18 protein-coding genes are annotated in these 17,193 nt (G+C 55.7%); 11 read left to right on the forward strand and 7 right to left on the reverse strand.

What is annotated here, in order from left to right:
- Positions 1-4: 4 nt before the first annotated feature.
- Both lhgO and ACI5GA_RS08450 read right to left on the reverse strand, forming a co-directional pair.
- Positions 5-1,195 (reverse strand): L-2-hydroxyglutarate oxidase, encoded by a 1,191-nt coding sequence (lhgO, locus tag ACI5GA_RS08445; protein ID WP_421422510.1) that lies wholly within the window; start codon positions 1,193-1,195, stop codon positions 5-7.
- A 92-nt stretch (positions 1,196-1,287) separates the two neighbouring features.
- Entirely contained in the window at positions 1,288-1,986 is a 699-nt protein-coding gene (locus tag ACI5GA_RS08450) for a FadR/GntR family transcriptional regulator (RefSeq protein ID WP_421422511.1), read from the reverse strand.
- Positions 1,987-2,376: 390 nt separating this feature from the next.
- Here ACI5GA_RS08450 and ACI5GA_RS08455 point away from each other — a divergent pair, with 390 nt between their 5' ends.
- The gene (locus tag ACI5GA_RS08455; RefSeq protein ID WP_421422508.1) at positions 2,377-3,138 is read left to right on the forward strand and encodes an SDR family oxidoreductase; all 762 of its coding nucleotides are present in this window, start codon (positions 2,377-2,379) and stop codon (positions 3,136-3,138) included.
- A gap of 119 nt (positions 3,139-3,257) precedes the next feature.
- Here the strand turns inward: ACI5GA_RS08455 and ACI5GA_RS08460 are convergent, their stop codons facing one another.
- Positions 3,258-3,476 carry a hypothetical protein gene (locus tag ACI5GA_RS08460; protein WP_421422512.1) on the reverse strand — a complete coding sequence of 73 codons (219 nt, stop codon included), beginning with the start codon at positions 3,474-3,476 and terminating at the stop codon, positions 3,258-3,260.
- A 994-nt stretch (positions 3,477-4,470) separates the two neighbouring features.
- Positions 4,471-5,007, reverse strand: coding sequence for a cytochrome b (locus ACI5GA_RS08465; RefSeq protein WP_421422513.1), 537 nt, complete (start codon positions 5,005-5,007; stop codon positions 4,471-4,473).
- 176 nt (positions 5,008-5,183) lie between these two features.
- Between ACI5GA_RS08465 and ACI5GA_RS08470 the strand changes: the two genes are divergently transcribed.
- Genes ACI5GA_RS08470 through ACI5GA_RS08500 form a run of 7 tightly spaced genes read left to right on the forward strand, consistent with a single transcriptional unit; the run spans position 5,184 to position 11,495 of the window.
- Positions 5,184-5,861: a thermostable hemolysin gene (locus ACI5GA_RS08470; RefSeq protein WP_421422514.1), complete on the forward strand. Its 678-nt coding sequence runs from the start codon at positions 5,184-5,186 to the stop codon at positions 5,859-5,861.
- The gene (locus ACI5GA_RS08475; protein ID WP_421422515.1) at positions 5,851-7,332 is read left to right on the forward strand and encodes an AMP-binding protein; all 1,482 of its coding nucleotides are present in this window, start codon (positions 5,851-5,853) and stop codon (positions 7,330-7,332) included. The genes ACI5GA_RS08470 and ACI5GA_RS08475 overlap by 11 nt, the downstream gene beginning before the upstream one ends.
- Complete coding sequence (locus ACI5GA_RS08480; RefSeq protein ID WP_421422516.1) at positions 7,329-8,018, forward strand: TenA family transcriptional regulator; 690 nt, start codon at positions 7,329-7,331, stop codon at positions 8,016-8,018. The genes ACI5GA_RS08475 and ACI5GA_RS08480 overlap by 4 nt, the downstream gene beginning before the upstream one ends.
- Positions 8,005-8,814 carry an SDR family oxidoreductase gene (locus ACI5GA_RS08485; protein ID WP_421422517.1) on the forward strand — a complete coding sequence of 270 codons (810 nt, stop codon included), beginning with the start codon at positions 8,005-8,007 and terminating at the stop codon, positions 8,812-8,814. Before ACI5GA_RS08480 ends, ACI5GA_RS08485 begins: the two co-directional genes overlap by 14 nt.
- Positions 8,811-9,452, forward strand: coding sequence for a tetratricopeptide repeat protein (locus ACI5GA_RS08490; protein ID WP_421422518.1), 642 nt, complete (start codon positions 8,811-8,813; stop codon positions 9,450-9,452). Before ACI5GA_RS08485 ends, ACI5GA_RS08490 begins: the two co-directional genes overlap by 4 nt.
- 10 nt (positions 9,453-9,462) lie before the next feature.
- Positions 9,463-10,125: a response regulator gene (locus ACI5GA_RS08495; protein ID WP_421422519.1), complete on the forward strand. Its 663-nt coding sequence runs from the start codon at positions 9,463-9,465 to the stop codon at positions 10,123-10,125.
- Positions 10,122-11,495, forward strand: coding sequence for an ATP-binding protein (locus tag ACI5GA_RS08500; RefSeq protein ID WP_421422520.1), 1,374 nt, complete (start codon positions 10,122-10,124; stop codon positions 11,493-11,495). The genes ACI5GA_RS08495 and ACI5GA_RS08500 overlap by 4 nt, the downstream gene beginning before the upstream one ends.
- A gap of 94 nt (positions 11,496-11,589) precedes the next feature.
- Here ACI5GA_RS08500 and ACI5GA_RS08505 read toward each other — a convergent pair whose 3' ends face one another.
- Positions 11,590-11,814: a DUF6555 family protein gene (locus ACI5GA_RS08505; RefSeq protein WP_421422521.1), complete on the reverse strand. Its 225-nt coding sequence runs from the start codon at positions 11,812-11,814 to the stop codon at positions 11,590-11,592.
- 95 nt (positions 11,815-11,909) lie between these two features.
- Positions 11,910-12,383 carry a hemerythrin domain-containing protein gene (locus ACI5GA_RS08510; protein ID WP_421422522.1) on the reverse strand — a complete coding sequence of 158 codons (474 nt, stop codon included), beginning with the start codon at positions 12,381-12,383 and terminating at the stop codon, positions 11,910-11,912.
- A 312-nt stretch (positions 12,384-12,695) separates the two neighbouring features.
- Between ACI5GA_RS08510 and ACI5GA_RS08515 the strand changes: the two genes are divergently transcribed.
- From ACI5GA_RS08515 to ACI5GA_RS08525, 3 genes are all read left to right on the forward strand, one after another.
- Entirely contained in the window at positions 12,696-13,511 is an 816-nt protein-coding gene (locus ACI5GA_RS08515) for an alpha/beta fold hydrolase (protein WP_421422523.1), read from the forward strand.
- On the forward strand, positions 13,501-14,685 hold the full coding sequence (locus ACI5GA_RS08520) for an ATP-binding protein (RefSeq protein WP_421422524.1): 1,185 nt from the start codon (positions 13,501-13,503) through the stop codon (positions 14,683-14,685). The genes ACI5GA_RS08515 and ACI5GA_RS08520 overlap by 11 nt, the downstream gene beginning before the upstream one ends.
- Before the next feature lie 947 nt (positions 14,686-15,632).
- Positions 15,633-15,884 carry a hypothetical protein gene (locus tag ACI5GA_RS08525; RefSeq protein WP_421422525.1) on the forward strand — a complete coding sequence of 84 codons (252 nt, stop codon included), beginning with the start codon at positions 15,633-15,635 and terminating at the stop codon, positions 15,882-15,884.
- A 640-nt stretch (positions 15,885-16,524) separates the two neighbouring features.
- Here ACI5GA_RS08525 and ACI5GA_RS08530 read toward each other — a convergent pair.
- Complete coding sequence (locus tag ACI5GA_RS08530) at positions 16,525-16,938, reverse strand: DUF4279 domain-containing protein (protein WP_421422526.1); 414 nt, start codon at positions 16,936-16,938, stop codon at positions 16,525-16,527.
- Positions 16,939-17,193 lie beyond the last annotated feature (255 nt).

The following is a 17,193-nucleotide window of genomic DNA, read 5'->3' on the forward strand; positions in this document are numbered from 1 at the left end:
AGCGTCAAGCGTTCAGCAACTTGTCGGCGATCATCTCCCCAATAGGGATCGCAGACGTGGCAGCTGGAGAAGGTGCGTTGCAGACATGCAGCATTCGGGGCGTTTGCAAGAAAAGGAAATCGTGTACCAGTGTCCCGTCGCGCATGACGGCCTGTGCTCTGATCCCTGCTTCGCAAGGCTGCAAGTCTTCAAGGGTGAGAGAGGGACAGTAACGACGGCACTGCTCCAAATAAGCGCTTTTGAAAAGAGAGTTTTTCATCTCCGAGAGCCCGGAGTTGAGATTGGCCCTGATCGTCTTCCAAAAACCTGGAAACGACGCATAAGTGGCGACGTCACGCAAATCGAGCGAGAATTTCTTGTAGCCTTCTCTGGCAAAGCCAAGCACTGCATTCGGGCCCACGGTCACGCTGCCATCAGCCATCCGCGTGAGATGTATTCCGAGAAACGGCAAATCCGGATCCGGCACTGGGTAGATGAGATGATTGACGATTCGGTTTTTCGAGGGAGGCAGGCGAAAATACTCACCCCGGAAGGGCACAATCTGGTGCTCAATTTTCAAACCGGCCAGCTTGGCCATCCTGTCGGACTGCAAACCTGCGCAGACCACCAATTTGGACGCTGTCCAGGTATTACCGTCAGAGCAGACATGCACACTCTGATCTGTTTCCTGAATACCCTTGACGGTTTGCCCCAGCCAAATTTCTCCGCCCGCAGCTTTGATGGTTCGAGCCATGCCCAGACAAACTTGGCGATAGTTGACGATTCCTGTGCTTGGAACGAACAGACCACCTTTGCCGACGATGTTAGGCTCACGCTCGTGCAAAGCGTCGGCATCAAGCCGCTGAACCTCTAGGCCATTCTGTAGGGCGCGTTGTTCCAGCGCTCCCAGCCGCTCCAATTCAACTGTATTGGTAGCGACCAAGACCTTTCCACAGGTTTCGAAATGGATACCGTTGTCTTTGCAAAACGCTTTTGTGGCCAACGCGCCTTGCTTGCAAAGCGTCGACTTCAAGCTGCCAGGAGCGTAATAAACCCCGGCATGAATGACACCACTGTTATGGCCGGTTTGATGAAGAGCCAGGTCGTCTTCTTTGTCGATAAGCACAAGCGATGAGCCCGGACGCTCCTTGAGCAATTGCATCGCTGTAGCCAGACCAACAATGCCGCCCCCTATCACGCAGTAGTCGTAAATCACCACACACTCCTTATCAGGTTGTCAGACAAATATGAACAAAGATCAGGTTGTCAGACATATATTGGCGCACGTTAAGGTGTGCGCATCTGGGCTCAGGTCAAGGTGATGCCGAATCTCATGGCAGCGGACTCAAGGTGCGCACGAGCACAGTCGGCAGCTGCCTGGGGATCACCTGACTCGATGGCCGCATACATGTTGGCGTGCTCGTGACTGGCAGGCCTGGCGCCCCCAGGAAGTCGCGCCGAGTTTTGCCAGGCGATCAACCGCCCTTGGGCCAACTGGCCGCCCAAGAAATCATGAAATGCCATGAAGTAATCATTTTTGCATGACGAAACTATGGCCTGGTGAAAGTCCACGTCAGCGGCGGATGATTTTGCGTAATCATCTGGGTGATCCTGCATGATATTCAGCGCGGTTTGCATCCTCTTCAGATCTGCTGAATTGCGACGCGCAGCCGCAACGCTGGCCGCCTGAATTTCAATCCACAGACGCATTTCAAACAACTGCGCAAGATCGGCCACACCCTTGGACGCACCAGGAAGCCTGAAAACCGTTCCAGTGGGATTCTTTGAAATAAATGACCCGTTGCCGCGCTGGCTTACCAGCACACCGTCGGCCTTGAGCTGCGAGACCGCTTCGCGTACGACAGACCTACTCACGTTCAACTGCTCGGACAGCTGATGTTCTGTGGGTAAGCGAGCGTCGGCAGGCAACCGCCCTGCACCGATTTCAGCGCGGATGGCAGCTACGACACGTTCTACGAGGGTATCAGGTCGGGTGAGTTCAAGCATGGTGGATTCATCAGGTTGTCTGACAAATATACTGTCACTGAATTGTTGATCCTGCAAGGGGCCGAGCCGGTCGTAAAACGAGGGTCATGCTAGTCGTCGCAAGCGTCCAGGGAGCTGGGATAGCGGGGACGAGGTTAAGTATCTTCGATGTCTTTGTCGGTTTCCTGTGTCAGGACCTCCCCAGCAAAAGAGGGGTAAGTGTGGAGGCTACTCTTGGAAGAAATTTTCATCACAACGCTCTGACCAGGTTCAAAGTGCCCTTCCTTGCACAGAAGTTTTTCTTTTGTGGCCGCCAAGTTCTTGTGGTTTGTCGATAAATTCGGATTTTTGGATAGTGAGTCCACGCCAGACATCAACGGCTAATTCACTATCCAGACCGAGGAAATGACCATGACTCACTTCAACCGTAACTTCGACAATAAAATCGTGCTGATCACCGGAGGCACTTCGGGTATTGGCCTGGAAACCGCACGCCAATTCGTTGCACAGGGTGCGCAGGTGATCGTTACCGGCGTCACTGTCCAGCGCCTGGATGAAGCTCGCCAAGAGTTGGGTGAGAAGGCACTGGTGCTCGTCGCTGACCTGCGTAAGCCAGAGTCTCTGGACGCTGTTATCAGCGAAATTTCCGAGCGCTTTGGCCGCCTTGATGTCGTCTTCGCCAATGCAGGTGCTGGCACTGCTTCACCGCTCGAAGCCGTGACCGAGGCGCAAATCAATGAGCAGTTCGCGCTGAACTTCAACGGCACCTTCTTCACCGTACAGAAAGCGGCACCGCTGCTCAGCAAAGGTGCCAGCGTGATCTTGACCACGTCATTCCTCAATTCGGTTGGCACCCCTGGCCTGTCGATCCTCTCGGCCACCAAAGCCGCCGTCCGCTCACTGGCGCGCACGCTCGGCGCCGAGCTGGCACCTCGTGGTATCCGGGTAAACGCAGTGAGTCCTGGCCCGATCAGCACACCGTTTCACGGAAAGCTGGGCCTGTCGGACGCACAATTGAAGGAGGTGGCCGCTGGGATCGAAGCATCCGTACCGCTGGGACGTTTTGGCGAAGCTGGTGAGGTGACCAAGGCTGTGCTGTTCCTGGCCAGCGATCAGGCCTCTTTCATCACAGGTGACGAGATCGTAGTTGACGGCGGGTTGTCACAGTTCTAACTCGGGAGGGCCGTCAGCTACCTGGCCGACGGCCCATTCGAAACAGACTTCACGGATTATTTTCTGCTTCGCGGTGATCACAGCTCTTTCGGCGTCCGCTTTGGATCGAAAGCGGCCATTCAGTGCAGATGGAAAAGCCTCAAGATCAAGCTCGACGCTTTCTCGCCATCTGCTTCGTAAAGGCTACGCAATGCAGCCTGATCGGTAATTTTGTGCAGTTCGAAGTGGTTATAGAACGCTTGGCCAAGTCGTTGCTGCTCGAAGTTTCCCAAGTTCCACAAGCGCCTAAACTTTTCATAAGCGGCGCGTTCAATCTGCAACGACGAATCGTTTTCCATTTACGGACTACCATCAGCAAGACGACCGAAACGTAACGACTCGCTACCGAACCTTCAAGCTTGTCCCAAGCAAACAGTCCGCTATCGGCCAAAAGCGGTCATTACACCAATACAACATCAACTGGCCGAAGCAGCCTATGATGAACCCTATTCGTCCGCTCTCTAACTTGGGAGCAACGCCTGAATCGCTGCTCATGGGCTGATTAAAAAAACCTTGCGGCGCTATTGATTACGTAGAGGGCAGATATGGAAAATCGAGGTGCCGAATTCAGAAAGTGGTTTGACCCAGACATCGAGTGTATGCGGCACAACGAATCGCTCGGCCCTGACGTTCAAATCGAGGTGTTGAGCCGCCTTTCCTGGGAAGTCTGCACTCAGCTCTTCGTAGGCGTGTACACGGCTGAAGGCCTACGCATCCATGAACATTATTACGACAATAGAGATGGCGAACATCTTAGCCAAGCCCTCGAATGGGGATTACGGCAGGCACGTCTGATAGCCAAGGGATACATCATGCGCGCTGAGCAATCTAACCTCGGTTCAGAGTCATAGTGCTCTCCCCAAACCTGAAGGTGGCGCATGTGATGGGTGGCTTAAATATAATCAATACCTAATCCAGCGAGAATCCAGTATGCCGATCCTGTTTGCGGTGGCTCGCATTCGCTCAAGTTGATGAATCACCTACTGCTTGTCCAGTGGATGCGGACGTTCACCAACATAATAGGAATACCTCCGTATGTCAGTTGCCAAAAGATCTCGACACCCCACAGAGGTCGGGACTGCGAAGCAATCATCCTACCCAGACGTTGAACGCCTGGTAGCCGACGGCGACTTGGTCAAAATCGGGCCTGGGTACAGTGTTCAAACCGAAATCGGTTTCGAAGCCATCGGCCCTTACATTGTCGGCCTGAGCATCGGTCGGAATGGTAAACCAACCGTTTACCGCCTCGCCTGCCGAGCATTGTGATGCTATCGGGCGTGCGTACTTTGCTGTCTATCGAGGCAGCATCCGTCTAAGCGTGTTATCCCGCACGCAGTAATGATGGAACAGGCCCGCCGCCGCATGCAGTCCGATCAGCCAGTAGCCCAGACTCCCCAACCATTCATGCCAGCCTTTGATTTGCTTGGCCAGTGCTGGGTCAAGGGCAATAGGCGCCGGCATGGAAAACTCGAAGTACGGCACAGGTTTTCCTCCAGCAGCCAGCATCAGCCATGCCAGTAAGGGTGTGGCGATCATCAGGACATACAGTAACGCGTGCACCACATGAGAGAGCCCGATCTGCCATACGGGCGGCCTGGGGCTTATCGCTGGCGCCTTGTACATCAGGCGCCCTAGCAAGCGGATCCAGACCAGCGCAAAAATCGAAAGACCAAACAGCCCGTGCAAGCCCAGGAGTGCAGAGCGCAATGTACTACCGCGTGGGGCCAGCCCTTTGAGTTCGATGCAAGCATAGACGCCGACAAACAGCGCAAGCATTAGCCAATGCAAATACATGGAGAGTTTTGAGTAACGAGGTAAAGGTGACGTCATGCCGGTGCTCGCTTTCAAGAAGTGGATGAACTGCCTTGGAGGCGGTCGGACTGTGCCGCAGCTGTCTTAAGGAAATCTGAAGAGGGTTGCGTGCTCCCATTTTTCTCACCTTCAGACTTCGTTAAGAATCGGCGCTGATACTCCCCTCCATTCACCACTGGGGAGGAGCCTCACCCATGCAGGGTCTGGACTGGAATGTTTGTCTACCGTTGAGCTTCGGAACCCCCGAAGCCCCCGCCCTCTCACTCCATCGCGCTCTGGCCCAGGAGCCACTGCGCGAAGGTTTCGAAGCCTTTATCCAGCAGCGTTTTCGCAAAGCCCACAACGCAGAGATCCGTCAGTTCATGCCTGAGCTGTTTGGCCTGAACGATGGCGCGGGTAGCTTGTGTGCAGTCGCAGGTGTACGCACGGCAACCTCTGGCGACTTGTTTCTTGAGCACTATCTGGATGAGCCGGTCGAGCGTGCCATCGAGACCCTCGCGGCACGACCGGTCGATCGCCAGGGTATTGTCGAGGTCGGCAACCTGGCCGCAAGCAATTTGGGCAGTGCGAGGCTGAGCATCATTACCATCACTTGGTTACTGGCGATGGGGGGCTTGGAATGGGTGGCGTTCACGGGCAATGCCGGGTTGGTCAACAGCTTTAATCGCTTGGGTCTGCGCCCTGTCACGTTGTGCGCTGCCGACCCCTTGCGATTGGGTGAGGATCGCCATGACTGGGGTAATTACTACGACACCCAGCCCAGCGTACATGTTGGGGACATACGTTCCGGCTTTTTGCATTTGAGCCACAGCGGCGTGTTCGAGCGATTTGGCCTGCCACTGACCCTGGAGCGCAGCTGTCATGTCGCCTGAACTGAACGCTTTTCGCCAGCGGATCACAGAGCTGGCGACCAGTCAGCCACACGCCTATGCCCTATGGGGCGACGAACTCAAGCTCGACTACGCCGAGCTGGACGCTGAAATTCGGTTGCGCCAGCAGATACTGCGCGACATGAATGCCAAGGTGGTCGCTGTCTCGTTGGAGAATGGGCCTGACCTGATGATCTGGGATCTGGCGATTCTGTTCGAGAAACTTGCCTGCCTAGCGCTACCGCCTTTTTTCACCCCCGGTCAGCGCCTTCACTGCCTTGCACAAAGTCAGGCCGACCTGGTCATTGGCGGCATCGACCATGAAGATGAAATGGAGCAAGCGGGTTTTCAATCCCGCGATGGCTTCTGGATCAGGCCTGCGGCTGAGCCCTCGCCGCTTCCAGCGGGCACCGCGAAGCTGACCTTTACCTCAGGCACTACCGGCACGCCAAAGGGCGTCTGCTTGAGCGCCGACAGCGTGCTATCCGTTGCCCGCGAGCTGCATCACGCCAGCGAGTCGCAACACCCTCGTCACCATCTCTCATTATTGCCATTGGCCATTTTGCTGGAAAACATCGGTTGCTATGCGGCGCTGTACGCCGGTGCCATGATCAGTCTGCCCAGCCAGCGCACCTTGGGCATGCGGGGTGCAAGCGGCGTGGATCTGCCGAGGCTTCTCTCTACGCTCAAGCTTCGCCATCCGCACAGCATGATTCTGGTGCCGCAACTGCTGTTGCTGTTGGTCACTGCTCGTGAAATCGGCGCATTCGACAGTAGTGAATTGCGCTTCGTTGCTGTAGGAGGCGCCAAGGTCAGCCACGAGTTGTTGCTGCGCGCCGAACTGGCCGGCATACCCGTTTATGAGGGCTATGGACTATCCGAATGCGCCTCGGTAGTCGCACTCAATCGCCCTGGTGCGCATCACCCTGGCAGCGTCGGCCAAACATTGCCGCATGTGCAGATACGTCTGGCTGACGACGGTGAAGTCTTGATTGCTGGGTCTGGAATGCTGGGCTATCTCGGCGACACCCGCCCTGTGCCTGAATGGTGGCCGAGCGGTGATCTGGGTGAGTTCGATGCCAACGGTTATCTCTATCTGCGTGGACGCAAGAAGCATCAGTTCGTCACCAGTTATGGACGCAACGTCAACCCCGAGTGGGTGGAAGCTGAACTGACTCAACGCGGTCGCATCGGCCAGGCATTCGTCTACGGCGAAGCGATGGCCCACAACCATGCGCTGATCTGGCCGCTGCGCCCTGAAACCACTGACCTGCAAATCGCCGATGCCGTCGCCCAGGCTAATCAGGCGTTGCCTGACTATGCCCGGGTGCATGGCTGGACACGGCTGGAGCAGCCATTCAGCCCGGGTAACGGCATGGCCACCGCCAATGGCCGGCCCAAGCGCGAAGCCATTCTGGCGCACTACCGACATCTTTTTATCGAGCCCGCACGAGCCGAGGATCATCCATCATGAGTTTTTTCGAGACGCTGCAAAACGCTACGCGCACCGAGCGCGAAACGCTGTTCAATCTGCCGATTATTCACCACGCGCTATTTGGTCAGGTGACGCTAGAGAGCTATACAGCCTTCCTGACCCAGGCCTATTACCACGTACGCCATACAGTGCCATTGATGATGGCTTGTGGCGCGCGCCTGCCCTCACGGCTGGAGTGGCTGCGGGGTGCAGTGTGCGAGTACATCGAGGATGAATACGGGCACGAGCAGTGGATTCTCAACGACCTGCTCGCCTGCGGTGCTGACGCCGACGCGGTACGTGACGGCACGCCGGGCCAGCCCATCGAGTTGATGGTCGCTTACCTCTATGACCTGATGGCCCGCGGCAATCCCGTGGGTCTGTTCGGCATGGTGAATGTCCTGGAAGGCACCAGTATCGCCTTGGCGACCCATGCGGCGGGTAGCATTCAACAACGTCTTGATCTGCCGTCCACTGCATTCAGTTACCTCAGTTCCCACGGCAGCCTTGACGTCGGGCACATGGAAACCTACCGAAAACTGATGGATCGTCTGGACGATCCGCAAGATCAGGCGGCAGTGATTCGGGCGTCGAAAATGGTGTACGCGCTGTACACCGACATGTTCCGGCAACTGCCTGCCGCGCTCGCCGAACCTGAGAAGGAATCCGCTCATGCGTCTGTCTGAAGCCCGTGTCGTATTGACCGGAGCTAGCGGAGGAATCGGCATGGCGATCGCCGAAGCCTTATGCAGCCACGGTGCAGAGGTGCTGGCGGTATCCAGGCATCAGGAACACCTGATCGGGTTGCAGATGCAGTACCCCCACTTGCTGCACTGGGTCAAAGCTGACCTGACCACTCCCGAAGGTCGTCAGCATGTGCTGATGACAGCACAGGCCATGGAGGGCATCAACCTGCTGATCAATGCGGCGGGGGTCAATCACTTCGCGATGCTGGAGCAACTGCCAAGCCGTGAGATCGACGCGATGCTCAACATCAATCTGCATGCGCCGATCCTGCTTACAGGCCTGATGCTGCCCATGCTGCGCAGTGTCAAACGCGCGATGATCGTCAACGTCGGCTCGACCTTCGGATCGATTGGTTACGCCGGATACGCCACTTACTGCGCCAGCAAGTTTGCCCTGCGCGGATTCTCAGAAGCTTTGCGCCGGGAGTTGGCGGATACGCAGGTCGGAGTGCTGTACGTGGCTCCACGGGCGACCCGCACCTCGATGAACGGCCCAGCGGCACGCGCTTTGAATACGGCCCTCAAGAGCAACGAAGACGACCCTCAGACCGTCGCCGCTGCCGTGGTCAGCGCCATTGTCGGCAATCAGCGCGAACTCTACCTCGGTTGGCCGGAGCGATTTTTTGTGCGCCTCAATGGTTTGCTGCCCGCCGTGGTTGATCGCTCCCTGCGCAAGCACCTGCCGCTGATTCGTCGATTGAGCACCACGCCTTTTGAGGAGAAACCTAAACCATGAAAGCCCTGCTGATCACCCTGCTCTCGTTGTTCATTACACCCGCCTGGGCCCTGGATGCCCCTGACCAACAACGCCTGTCAGCCATTCAACAGGAATGGGCACACATTCAGTATCAGTTGCCTGAAGACCAGCGTGTCGCCGCATTCGAGAAGCTGGCGTCCCAGTCAACTCAGTTCAAGCAGGAGCGACCCAATGCTCCCGAAGCCTGGATCTGGTCAGGCATCGTCACCAGTAGCTGGGCCGGTGCGCAAGGCGGGCTCGGCGCATTGAGCAAGGTCAAACAGGCCAAGGCTGATCTGGAAAAGGCGCTGTCGCTGGATCCCTCCGCCCTGCAAGGCTCCGCCTATGCGAGTCTCGCTGCGCTGTATGATCGAGTGCCCGGCTGGCCCATCGGCTTTGGCGACGCAGACAAGGCTCAAGGTCTGTTGGAACAGGCGTTGAAAATCAATCCCAACGGCATCGACCCGCTGTACTTCTGGGGCGATCATCTTTTCCGCCAGGGGCACTATGCTGAAGCCAAAGCCGCACTGGACAAAGCCCTGCAAGCAGCACCCCGCCCCGGTCGGGAGTTGGCCGACGGCGGCCGACGCAAGGATATCCAGCTGCTGCTGGTCGACGTGAACAAGAAGCTGAAATAGCGGAGCCTGCATGCGATTGCTGTTGATCGAAGATGATGTCGCGCTGGGTGAAGGGATTCACCAGGCATTGAGTCGGGAGGGTTACACCGTCGATTGGGTGAAAGACGGCAGCAGTGCGCTGCATGCGCTGCTCAGCGAAGGGTTCGATCTGGCGATACTCGACCTGGGGCTGCCCAGGCTGGACGGTCTGTCGGTGCTAAGGCGCCTGCGCGAGACCGGTTCTGCCCTGCCCGTCTTGATTCTCACCGCACGCGATGCCACCGAAGATCGCATTGCAGGCCTCGATGCCGGCGCTGACGACTACCTGGTTAAACCCTTTGACCTCAATGAACTCAAGGCGCGGCTGCGCGCGTTGCTGCGGCGCAGCGCAGGGCGCGCACAGGTGGCGATCGAGCATGCCGGCATCCGGCTCGATCCCGCAACGCAGCAAGTCAGCTATCACGCGACGCCCGTTTCCCTGACCCCTAAAGAGTACCAGTTGCTGCATGAGCTGCTGTCTCCCCCAGGCCGGGTAATGACTCGCGAACGCCTGACTCAGCTGCTCTACGGCTGGAACGAAGAAGCCGACAGCAACACCCTGGAGGTGCATATCCACCACCTGCGCAAGAAGTTTTCCAGTGAGCTGATTCGCACGATCAGAGGAGTGGGCTATCTGGTGGAGGATCGTCTTTGAACTCGATACGCCGTCGTACCCTGACGCTCATCATTGGCCTAGTCCTAATCGGTCTGACGATCCTGACGCTGGCCAATATCCATGACAGCAATCATGAGATCGCCGAAGTCTACGACGCGCAACTCGCCACCAATGCCCGGTTACTCCAAGGCGTGATGCGCATGCCGCTGGCGCGCCAGGAGCACGCCCAGCTGTATCAGGCCTTCAATCAGGCGCTGGGGCAGGCAGAACCCAAGATCGATGGTCACCCTTACGAGAGCAAGATCGCCTTTCAGGTGTGGGATCTTCATGGCAACCTGCTGGTGCATACTCCCAGCGCGCCAAGCTTGACTCGGGCGCCGACCTACACCGGATTCAGCGATATCAATGATCTGGGAAAACATCAGTGGCGCACCTTTGTGCTCAAGGACGAGACGCATAACCTGCTGATCTGGGTGGGCGAGCGCGATGATGTGCGCTCCGATCTGGTCAATCGAATCGTGCGCCATACCGTACTTCCCAACCTCATCGGGAGCCTGTTGTTGATGGCCGCCATCTGGCTGGCCATCGGTTGGGGGTTAAAGCCCTTGGCGGATCTGGCTGCCACATTGCGTGGACGGCATCCAGGCTCACTGGAGCCTCTGCAACTGGCGCCATTGCCCAGCGAACTCGAACCGATGCAGGCAGCCCTGAACCGGCTGCTGGGGCAGATTCAGGAAGTGCTGAGCCGTGAGCGGCGCTTCATCGCCGATGCTGCTCACGAGATGCGCACGCCGCTTGCGGTGCTCCGAGTACACGCGCAAAACGTGCTGGAGGCACAAAACGACGAGCAACGGGGCGAGTCGCTGAACTATCTTGTCGTAGGTGTTGACCGTACGACACGATTGGTCAACCAGTTGCTAACGATCGCCCGGCTTGAACCGGGCGCTGGCCCGATCAAGATCCAGCCGGGAGACCTCGTCGCTACGGTACGCGAATGCCTTGCGCAGATGACCCCGTGGGTCTTGAGCCGAGGTCTGGAGCTGTCTTTTGAGTGCAGCGAACCAGAGCACCCGATGAGTACTGATTTCGCGGCCATCGACATCGCCCTCCAGAATCTGATCACGAATGCGGTGAATTTTTCGCCATCGAACGGGCAGATCAACGTCGCCTTGGCTTTTAAAAATGACGGCTTTGAGCTGAGTATTGCCGATCAGGGGCCAGGCATCAGTGAATGTGACCGAGAACGTCTTTTTGAGCGCTTCTACAGCAAAGGAAATGACCAAGGTGTCGGGCTAGGCCTGGCGATCGTACAAACAGTGGCAATGCGCCTCGGCGGCGCGGTTCGACTGGAAAACAGCGTACCTACAGGCTTGATTGCCATCCTCGCGATTTCTGTTGCCTCGCAATAGTTTGGTGAGACAGAGACCGATGAAGTTTGCATGAGTCGAGTGTCCGCTATGGGTCGAAAGCGGACGCTCGCGTCCTTCTCACGCGGCAGAATGGCTAAGTATTCGTCCACTCGACGCCCGTAACTCCCCTCTTTTCTGCCTGAGGCTTGCTAAGCTTCGGAGCAGGATCGAGCCGATATTTGGGAATTTGGCCAAACCCTGCGTCTACGGTTGCCCAATGCCATGCTTCAGCATTATTCATGTTGTCCGCATAGATGCGGAATGATTTGAATGCTCCGTGAAGCAGGTAATCGATTCGATAGTGAGTTGACCGGGGCATAAAAGACTCCTGGAGCGATGGATCTGATTAGTTCATTGCTCAGCGAACAGAAGCAAAAACGCCCAGCTAAGAGCTGGGCGCAGTAACAATTTGGGTTACGCAGCTAATCCAGACAGCGATGCTTTCTTGTAATCGGCTTTCATGGCTTCCATTTGCGCACCCAACTCGTCGAGCTTGGCTTTGCCGAGAAGCTTTTTCGCCTGAGGAAACATTTCGGACTCCTCCTCTTCGATGTGGTGTTCCAGCAGCTCCTTGACGACCTTCATACGACCCGAAAATTCTGGTGTGGAGGGGTCGGTGTTTTTCAGGTCTGGGAGGACCAAAGAATCGACCGTGCGATGCTCTTCCTTGGCTTCGTAGTACATGATGTCCTGCTCTTTCGATCCAGCCTCTTTGAAGGCCGGATAAAGAATCTCTTCTTCCAGCTTGGTGTGAATAGTGATTTCCATCTCCAGCTTTGCAAGTAGGTCGACGCGTTTTTTCACGCCCCGCTCTGTGGATTCGCTCAACTGAGTCAGGATGGCCTTGACGCGTTCGTGGTCGGCTTTGAGAAGGTCGATGGCGTTCATAGTATTTCCTCTGGTATCACGGTGAGCGAACGGGTCTGGATGCCTGTCCTGCTACTAGCTCCAACTACGTTGCAGCGGCCGTGCCATCGGAAAAATAGGAATTTATATATCGATTTCAGCGGGTTACGAAAAATAGTCCATATTGATATCGGGCTTACTGCACGAATCTACACGAATGAATAGTGCAATAACGCTGCCTGATCTAGCTTTTTCCCCCATGAAATCTCCTGCTCCACTTGCTCCCGTTTCTCACGTCGCGCACTATCTGGCCTACCGTAGCCACCGTGGCTTTGGCCAGCCGGGTATCGCTCAATGGACCTTTGCCACCGCAACAACGTCACCGTCCATGGGGATGGTCCCGCGACCCTGATCTTCTCTCACGGCTTTGGCTGTGATCAGACCATGTGGAACTACTTATATCGCCACTTCACCGAACGCTTTCGGGTGGTGATGTATGACCACGTTGGCGCAGGCCAGTCTGACCTCAGCGCTTATGATTCAGAGAAGTACAGCGCACTTGCCGGGTACGCAGCGGATCTGAGCGAAATCATTGATAAGTACGCTGTTGGCCCGGTCATCCTGGTGAGCCACTCAGTGAGCGCGATGATAGGTGCTCTCGCAGACCGTTTGGTCCCAGGCCGAATCACCGCTCACGTCATGGTCGGTCCATCGCCTTGTTACATTGACTCGGGCGATTACGTGGGTGGCTTCAAACTCGAAGATATTCACTCTCTCCTCGATACCCTGGACAGCAATTACCTCGGATGGTCGAGCACCATGGCTCCGGTCATCATGGGGGCGCCGGGGCAGCCTGCTCTGAGCGAGGAACTCACCAACAGTTTTTGTCGAAGCGAACCCGATATCGCCAAGCAATTCGCTCGTGTCACGTTCATGTCGGATAACCGAGCGGATATCGCAGGTCTGCTAACTCCGACGTTGATTTTGCAATCGACCGAAGATCTCATCGCGCCGGTTGCCGTAGGTGAATACCTTCATGCAGCCTTGCCGGCCAGTACGCTGTGCCTCGTCCCCAACGTGGGCCACTGCCCACATATGAGTTCGCCAAGTGCATGTTCTGACGCCATGGACGTTTTCCTGTTGCCGTGGGCAGGCGTGCATGTCAACTGATCTCCCTGTACCGGATTTCGAAACACTCTTCGAAGGGGCGCCCTGCGGCCTGGTCGTCACTACGCAAGACGGATTGATCCTGCGCACCAATCGAATCTTCTGCGAGTGGTTGGGTTTCAAGCAGTCAGAGTTGCAAGAGCGGCGCTTCCAGACGTTGCTCACCATGGGCGGACGCATCTTTCACCAGACCCATTGGGCTCCCCTGATGCAGATGCAAGGATCAGTGGCCGAGGTAAAACTCGATTTGCTCCATCGTGACGGACGCACCCTCACCATGCTTCTCAATGGTGTTCGTCGTGATCATGCGAGCGGGGTGTTCTACGAACTAGCTCTGTTTGGTACCACCGATCGCGACAGATACGAGCGCGAATTGCTCAGCGCACGTAAACATGCGGAGGAACTGCTAAGGGAAAAAACGGCTGTTGAATCGGCACTGCGACAAACCAAAGCAGACTTGAACGTCGCCTACGAAAAGTCACAACGGCGGGCCTTGTTTGCCGAGCAAATGGTTGCCATTGCAAGCCATGATCTTAAAAATCCGCTCACAGCAATAGGGATGGCCACAGATATGCTGGCCCAAGGTGAACGTAGTCCCAAGGAGGCGAAGCTGCTGGAGCACATCGCCAGGTCGTCCAATAGGGCTCAGCGTATGATCGCCGACCTTCTGGATCTTGCCTTGGCCAGAGTGGGAAATGGCATCGGCGTGACGCGTTCGGCAGCAGACCTGCACGGAGTGGTTCACGGCAGCGTTAGTGAGCTTCGACTGGCCTTTCCCGATGCAGAAATCCGGCACCAATCGATAGGTACGGGACAAGTCGAACTGGACGCCGACCGTATCCATCAACTGGTGGGTAACCTGGTAGCCAACAGTGTGGCGTACGGTGATCCCCATCAACCAATAACCATCGTCTCCATGCTGGAAAGCGGTATCGCAACGGTATCTGTACAGAACTGGGGATCAGTCATTCCCGAATCAGCGATGGGAAGCCTGTTTGAGCCAATGACTCGCCATAGTGCCCGCGACGACGAAGTGAGAAGCGTCGGCTTAGGCCTGTTCATTGTCAGGGAGATTGCGAAAGCACATGGCGGTGATGTCAGTGTGAGTTCCGATACCGCTGGCGGCACTCTATTCACCGTCAGTTTCCCCGCCACTCCATCGGATCGGCTCTCGTAATTCACCGGTGGTAATCACGCCGCTCGCTAGTGGAACCAGCTAAATCCCACTTAATACGGGACGGGATTCAGAACTGAGATCTGGCGCGCCCTTTCTTCCCCCCAAACCAGCGCAAGGCCTTGGCCGTGGTCCAAAAGGTTTGGGTAATACTCCTCGACGATCATCTCACCGGTGCTCAGATAGACACCGATAAAAGACCTGGACGATACCCTGTCGAGACGTTCTGACCCGAACGTCCAGTTGAAGTCCTTCAGCCGTCTGTACAGTCCGGTTCTGACTGATGAGCATGCAATCTGCCCATTCCCAGAATATTCCCTGCCGCCGCATAGGATGCATTAAACGATGTCCATTAAGGGCTGCTGGGAGACATTCGTTATGCGCATAGATCCAACGGACCACGTCATACGTTTAGCGAATCTCGTTGGATGCTTGAGTCCTTTAGCCTGTGGGCAAAAACGGTGGTGCAGGCACGCGGCTAATCTCTAGTTCAGAAAAAACTCGTCATCGAAACCGCTCACAAATCAAGTCCAGTTCCTCCCAAGGTCGGGCATGCTGCCCAGCATGCCCACAGCCTGGAGCATGCACGAAGTCATCAAGCTTCAAAGCTTCCGGCTGCTCTGCATAGCAATTTCTGCAAGAGATTATGCCGCCAGTAATCCTCCAGCTTTGGTTCCATGCGATCAGATCTTCGTTGGCGGTCATCATTCGTCATCGCAATGCGGTACGGTCTTCAATGGATGAGATGCGCATCGCATGGTTCCCAGATTTCACAGACCCTCTCGCTTGGGTGCAAGCGAACTCCTCTGATGGGCACCACACGTTGTACATCTGCTGGATGCCAAAAGGCCATGTCATGATCTAAGATACCTTGCCCATGCACGCGCGCTGATATTTCCGGAAAAATAATCACAAGAGCGCCCCCTGCCATTCTTCGAGAGAAACACGACATGACTGATCGCTACGGCCTTCCCTCGGGATTACCTGACTCGATCTACGCCACCTGGTTGAGTGCATTGCGTGAAATTAAGGACAGTTCATCCAGCGCCATTGGCAGGGAGCGCTATCAATTCTGCTGCGGTTACATCCAGGCGCTTCAAGATTGCGGTTCATTGGACTCACGCGTATGCCGCCAGCTAAATAGCCAAGTCCAAGAATTATGGGTAGACACTCGTACGTCACTCAATCAGCGCGGCGTCTGATATTTTCCGCAGGTGGCTCAGTGGCTTACATGATCTGCTCTAAAGCGCCGTTCGGAGGTAGCTGGCGCGAGTGGCAGCTATCGGCCAGAAGCGGACACTCGTCTTCAGCAAGTCTGAATGTGCGATGCTCTGCTTAAATTGATTCAGGGACTACAACCTTTGAAAGGGAAGACAGTAAAACTCGCGATTGCTATTTGCCTGTTCGCCATGATCGGTCACGAGTTTTTCCTGCTTTGGCTACAGAAGAACCCTGATTTGTCCAAGGTCGAAGCGTACATTCGGGCCAGTGACCCGGATCATTCGCGCTTTGGCACTGTAGAGAAGACATCAGTAATTGGGTTGACCTCAGTTGCTCCTTCCAGCGGGTGCCCCGCATACCTTATCTACAAGGTACATGTCCAAGGGGTCGCAGGAGCAGGTGTTGTGAAAATTTACGTTATTCCCCCCTCAGGAAAAACTTTGCTAACGGATCAGCCTCCTCGCTGCTGTGGGCTCAAATAAGAATGGTCATACGATATGCTCGACCATGGCGATTTGATGAGGTGAGCAGAAACAGTGCATCTCTGAGGGAAATCGAGCCCGGCGCTTCTGGCCACGTTCAACGTGAGCGAACCATTTTTTTCGCGCGAGGCGACTTCACTCAATCATATGCCGGAGCGTAAATGTCCACCGAAAGAGGGATGCTACGGTCGCTGAGCATTCGCATTATCTGAGGCGAAATCGTGACACTTTCGATAGATTCGCGCATGAACCATCCACAAAATATGTTCATTTCAAATCGACTCGCCACCGATGCCCAGACATCTAAGCTAACGTCGACACTGCTCAATAGCCGTAAAATTTGGCCATCAAAATCTGCGTTTTCAACCGGTTCTGCTTCGAGTATCCACCCGCCAGTTTTCTTAGTAACAACCGCGCCGGATGACGTTGAAAACTCATCTCCCTTGACCCATCCGTCTGTATAGGAACGGCCAAACAAGCGGCTCAGTTCCTCCGGATCAAGATCGTCCCCAAATATACGAAGTGCTGCAACGCCTCTGTCTAATGTGGGCATGGATTCCAAGATCTCCCTATAGAAAGCCCTCCACCGATTTTAGCGGAGAACCGCTTCGGGAAACCGCCAATCTACCACGGCATAAAAGAAGAGAATTCCTTCAAAAATAATCGAAAAGTCGGCCTATCACCGAGGACTACACCTCAGTACGCAGATCAATTAAAGCTTCCAATGTCCGCAATGGGTCGAAAGCAGCCACCCAAGAAAGGCGGCTATCTGCCAAAAGCGACCTGATGCCACGCTGGGTGATGCTTT

The sequence above is a fragment of the Pseudomonas sp. Pseu.R1 genome (genome assembly GCF_045764065.1).
Taxonomy (GTDB): Bacteria; Pseudomonadota; Gammaproteobacteria; order Pseudomonadales; family Pseudomonadaceae; genus Aquipseudomonas.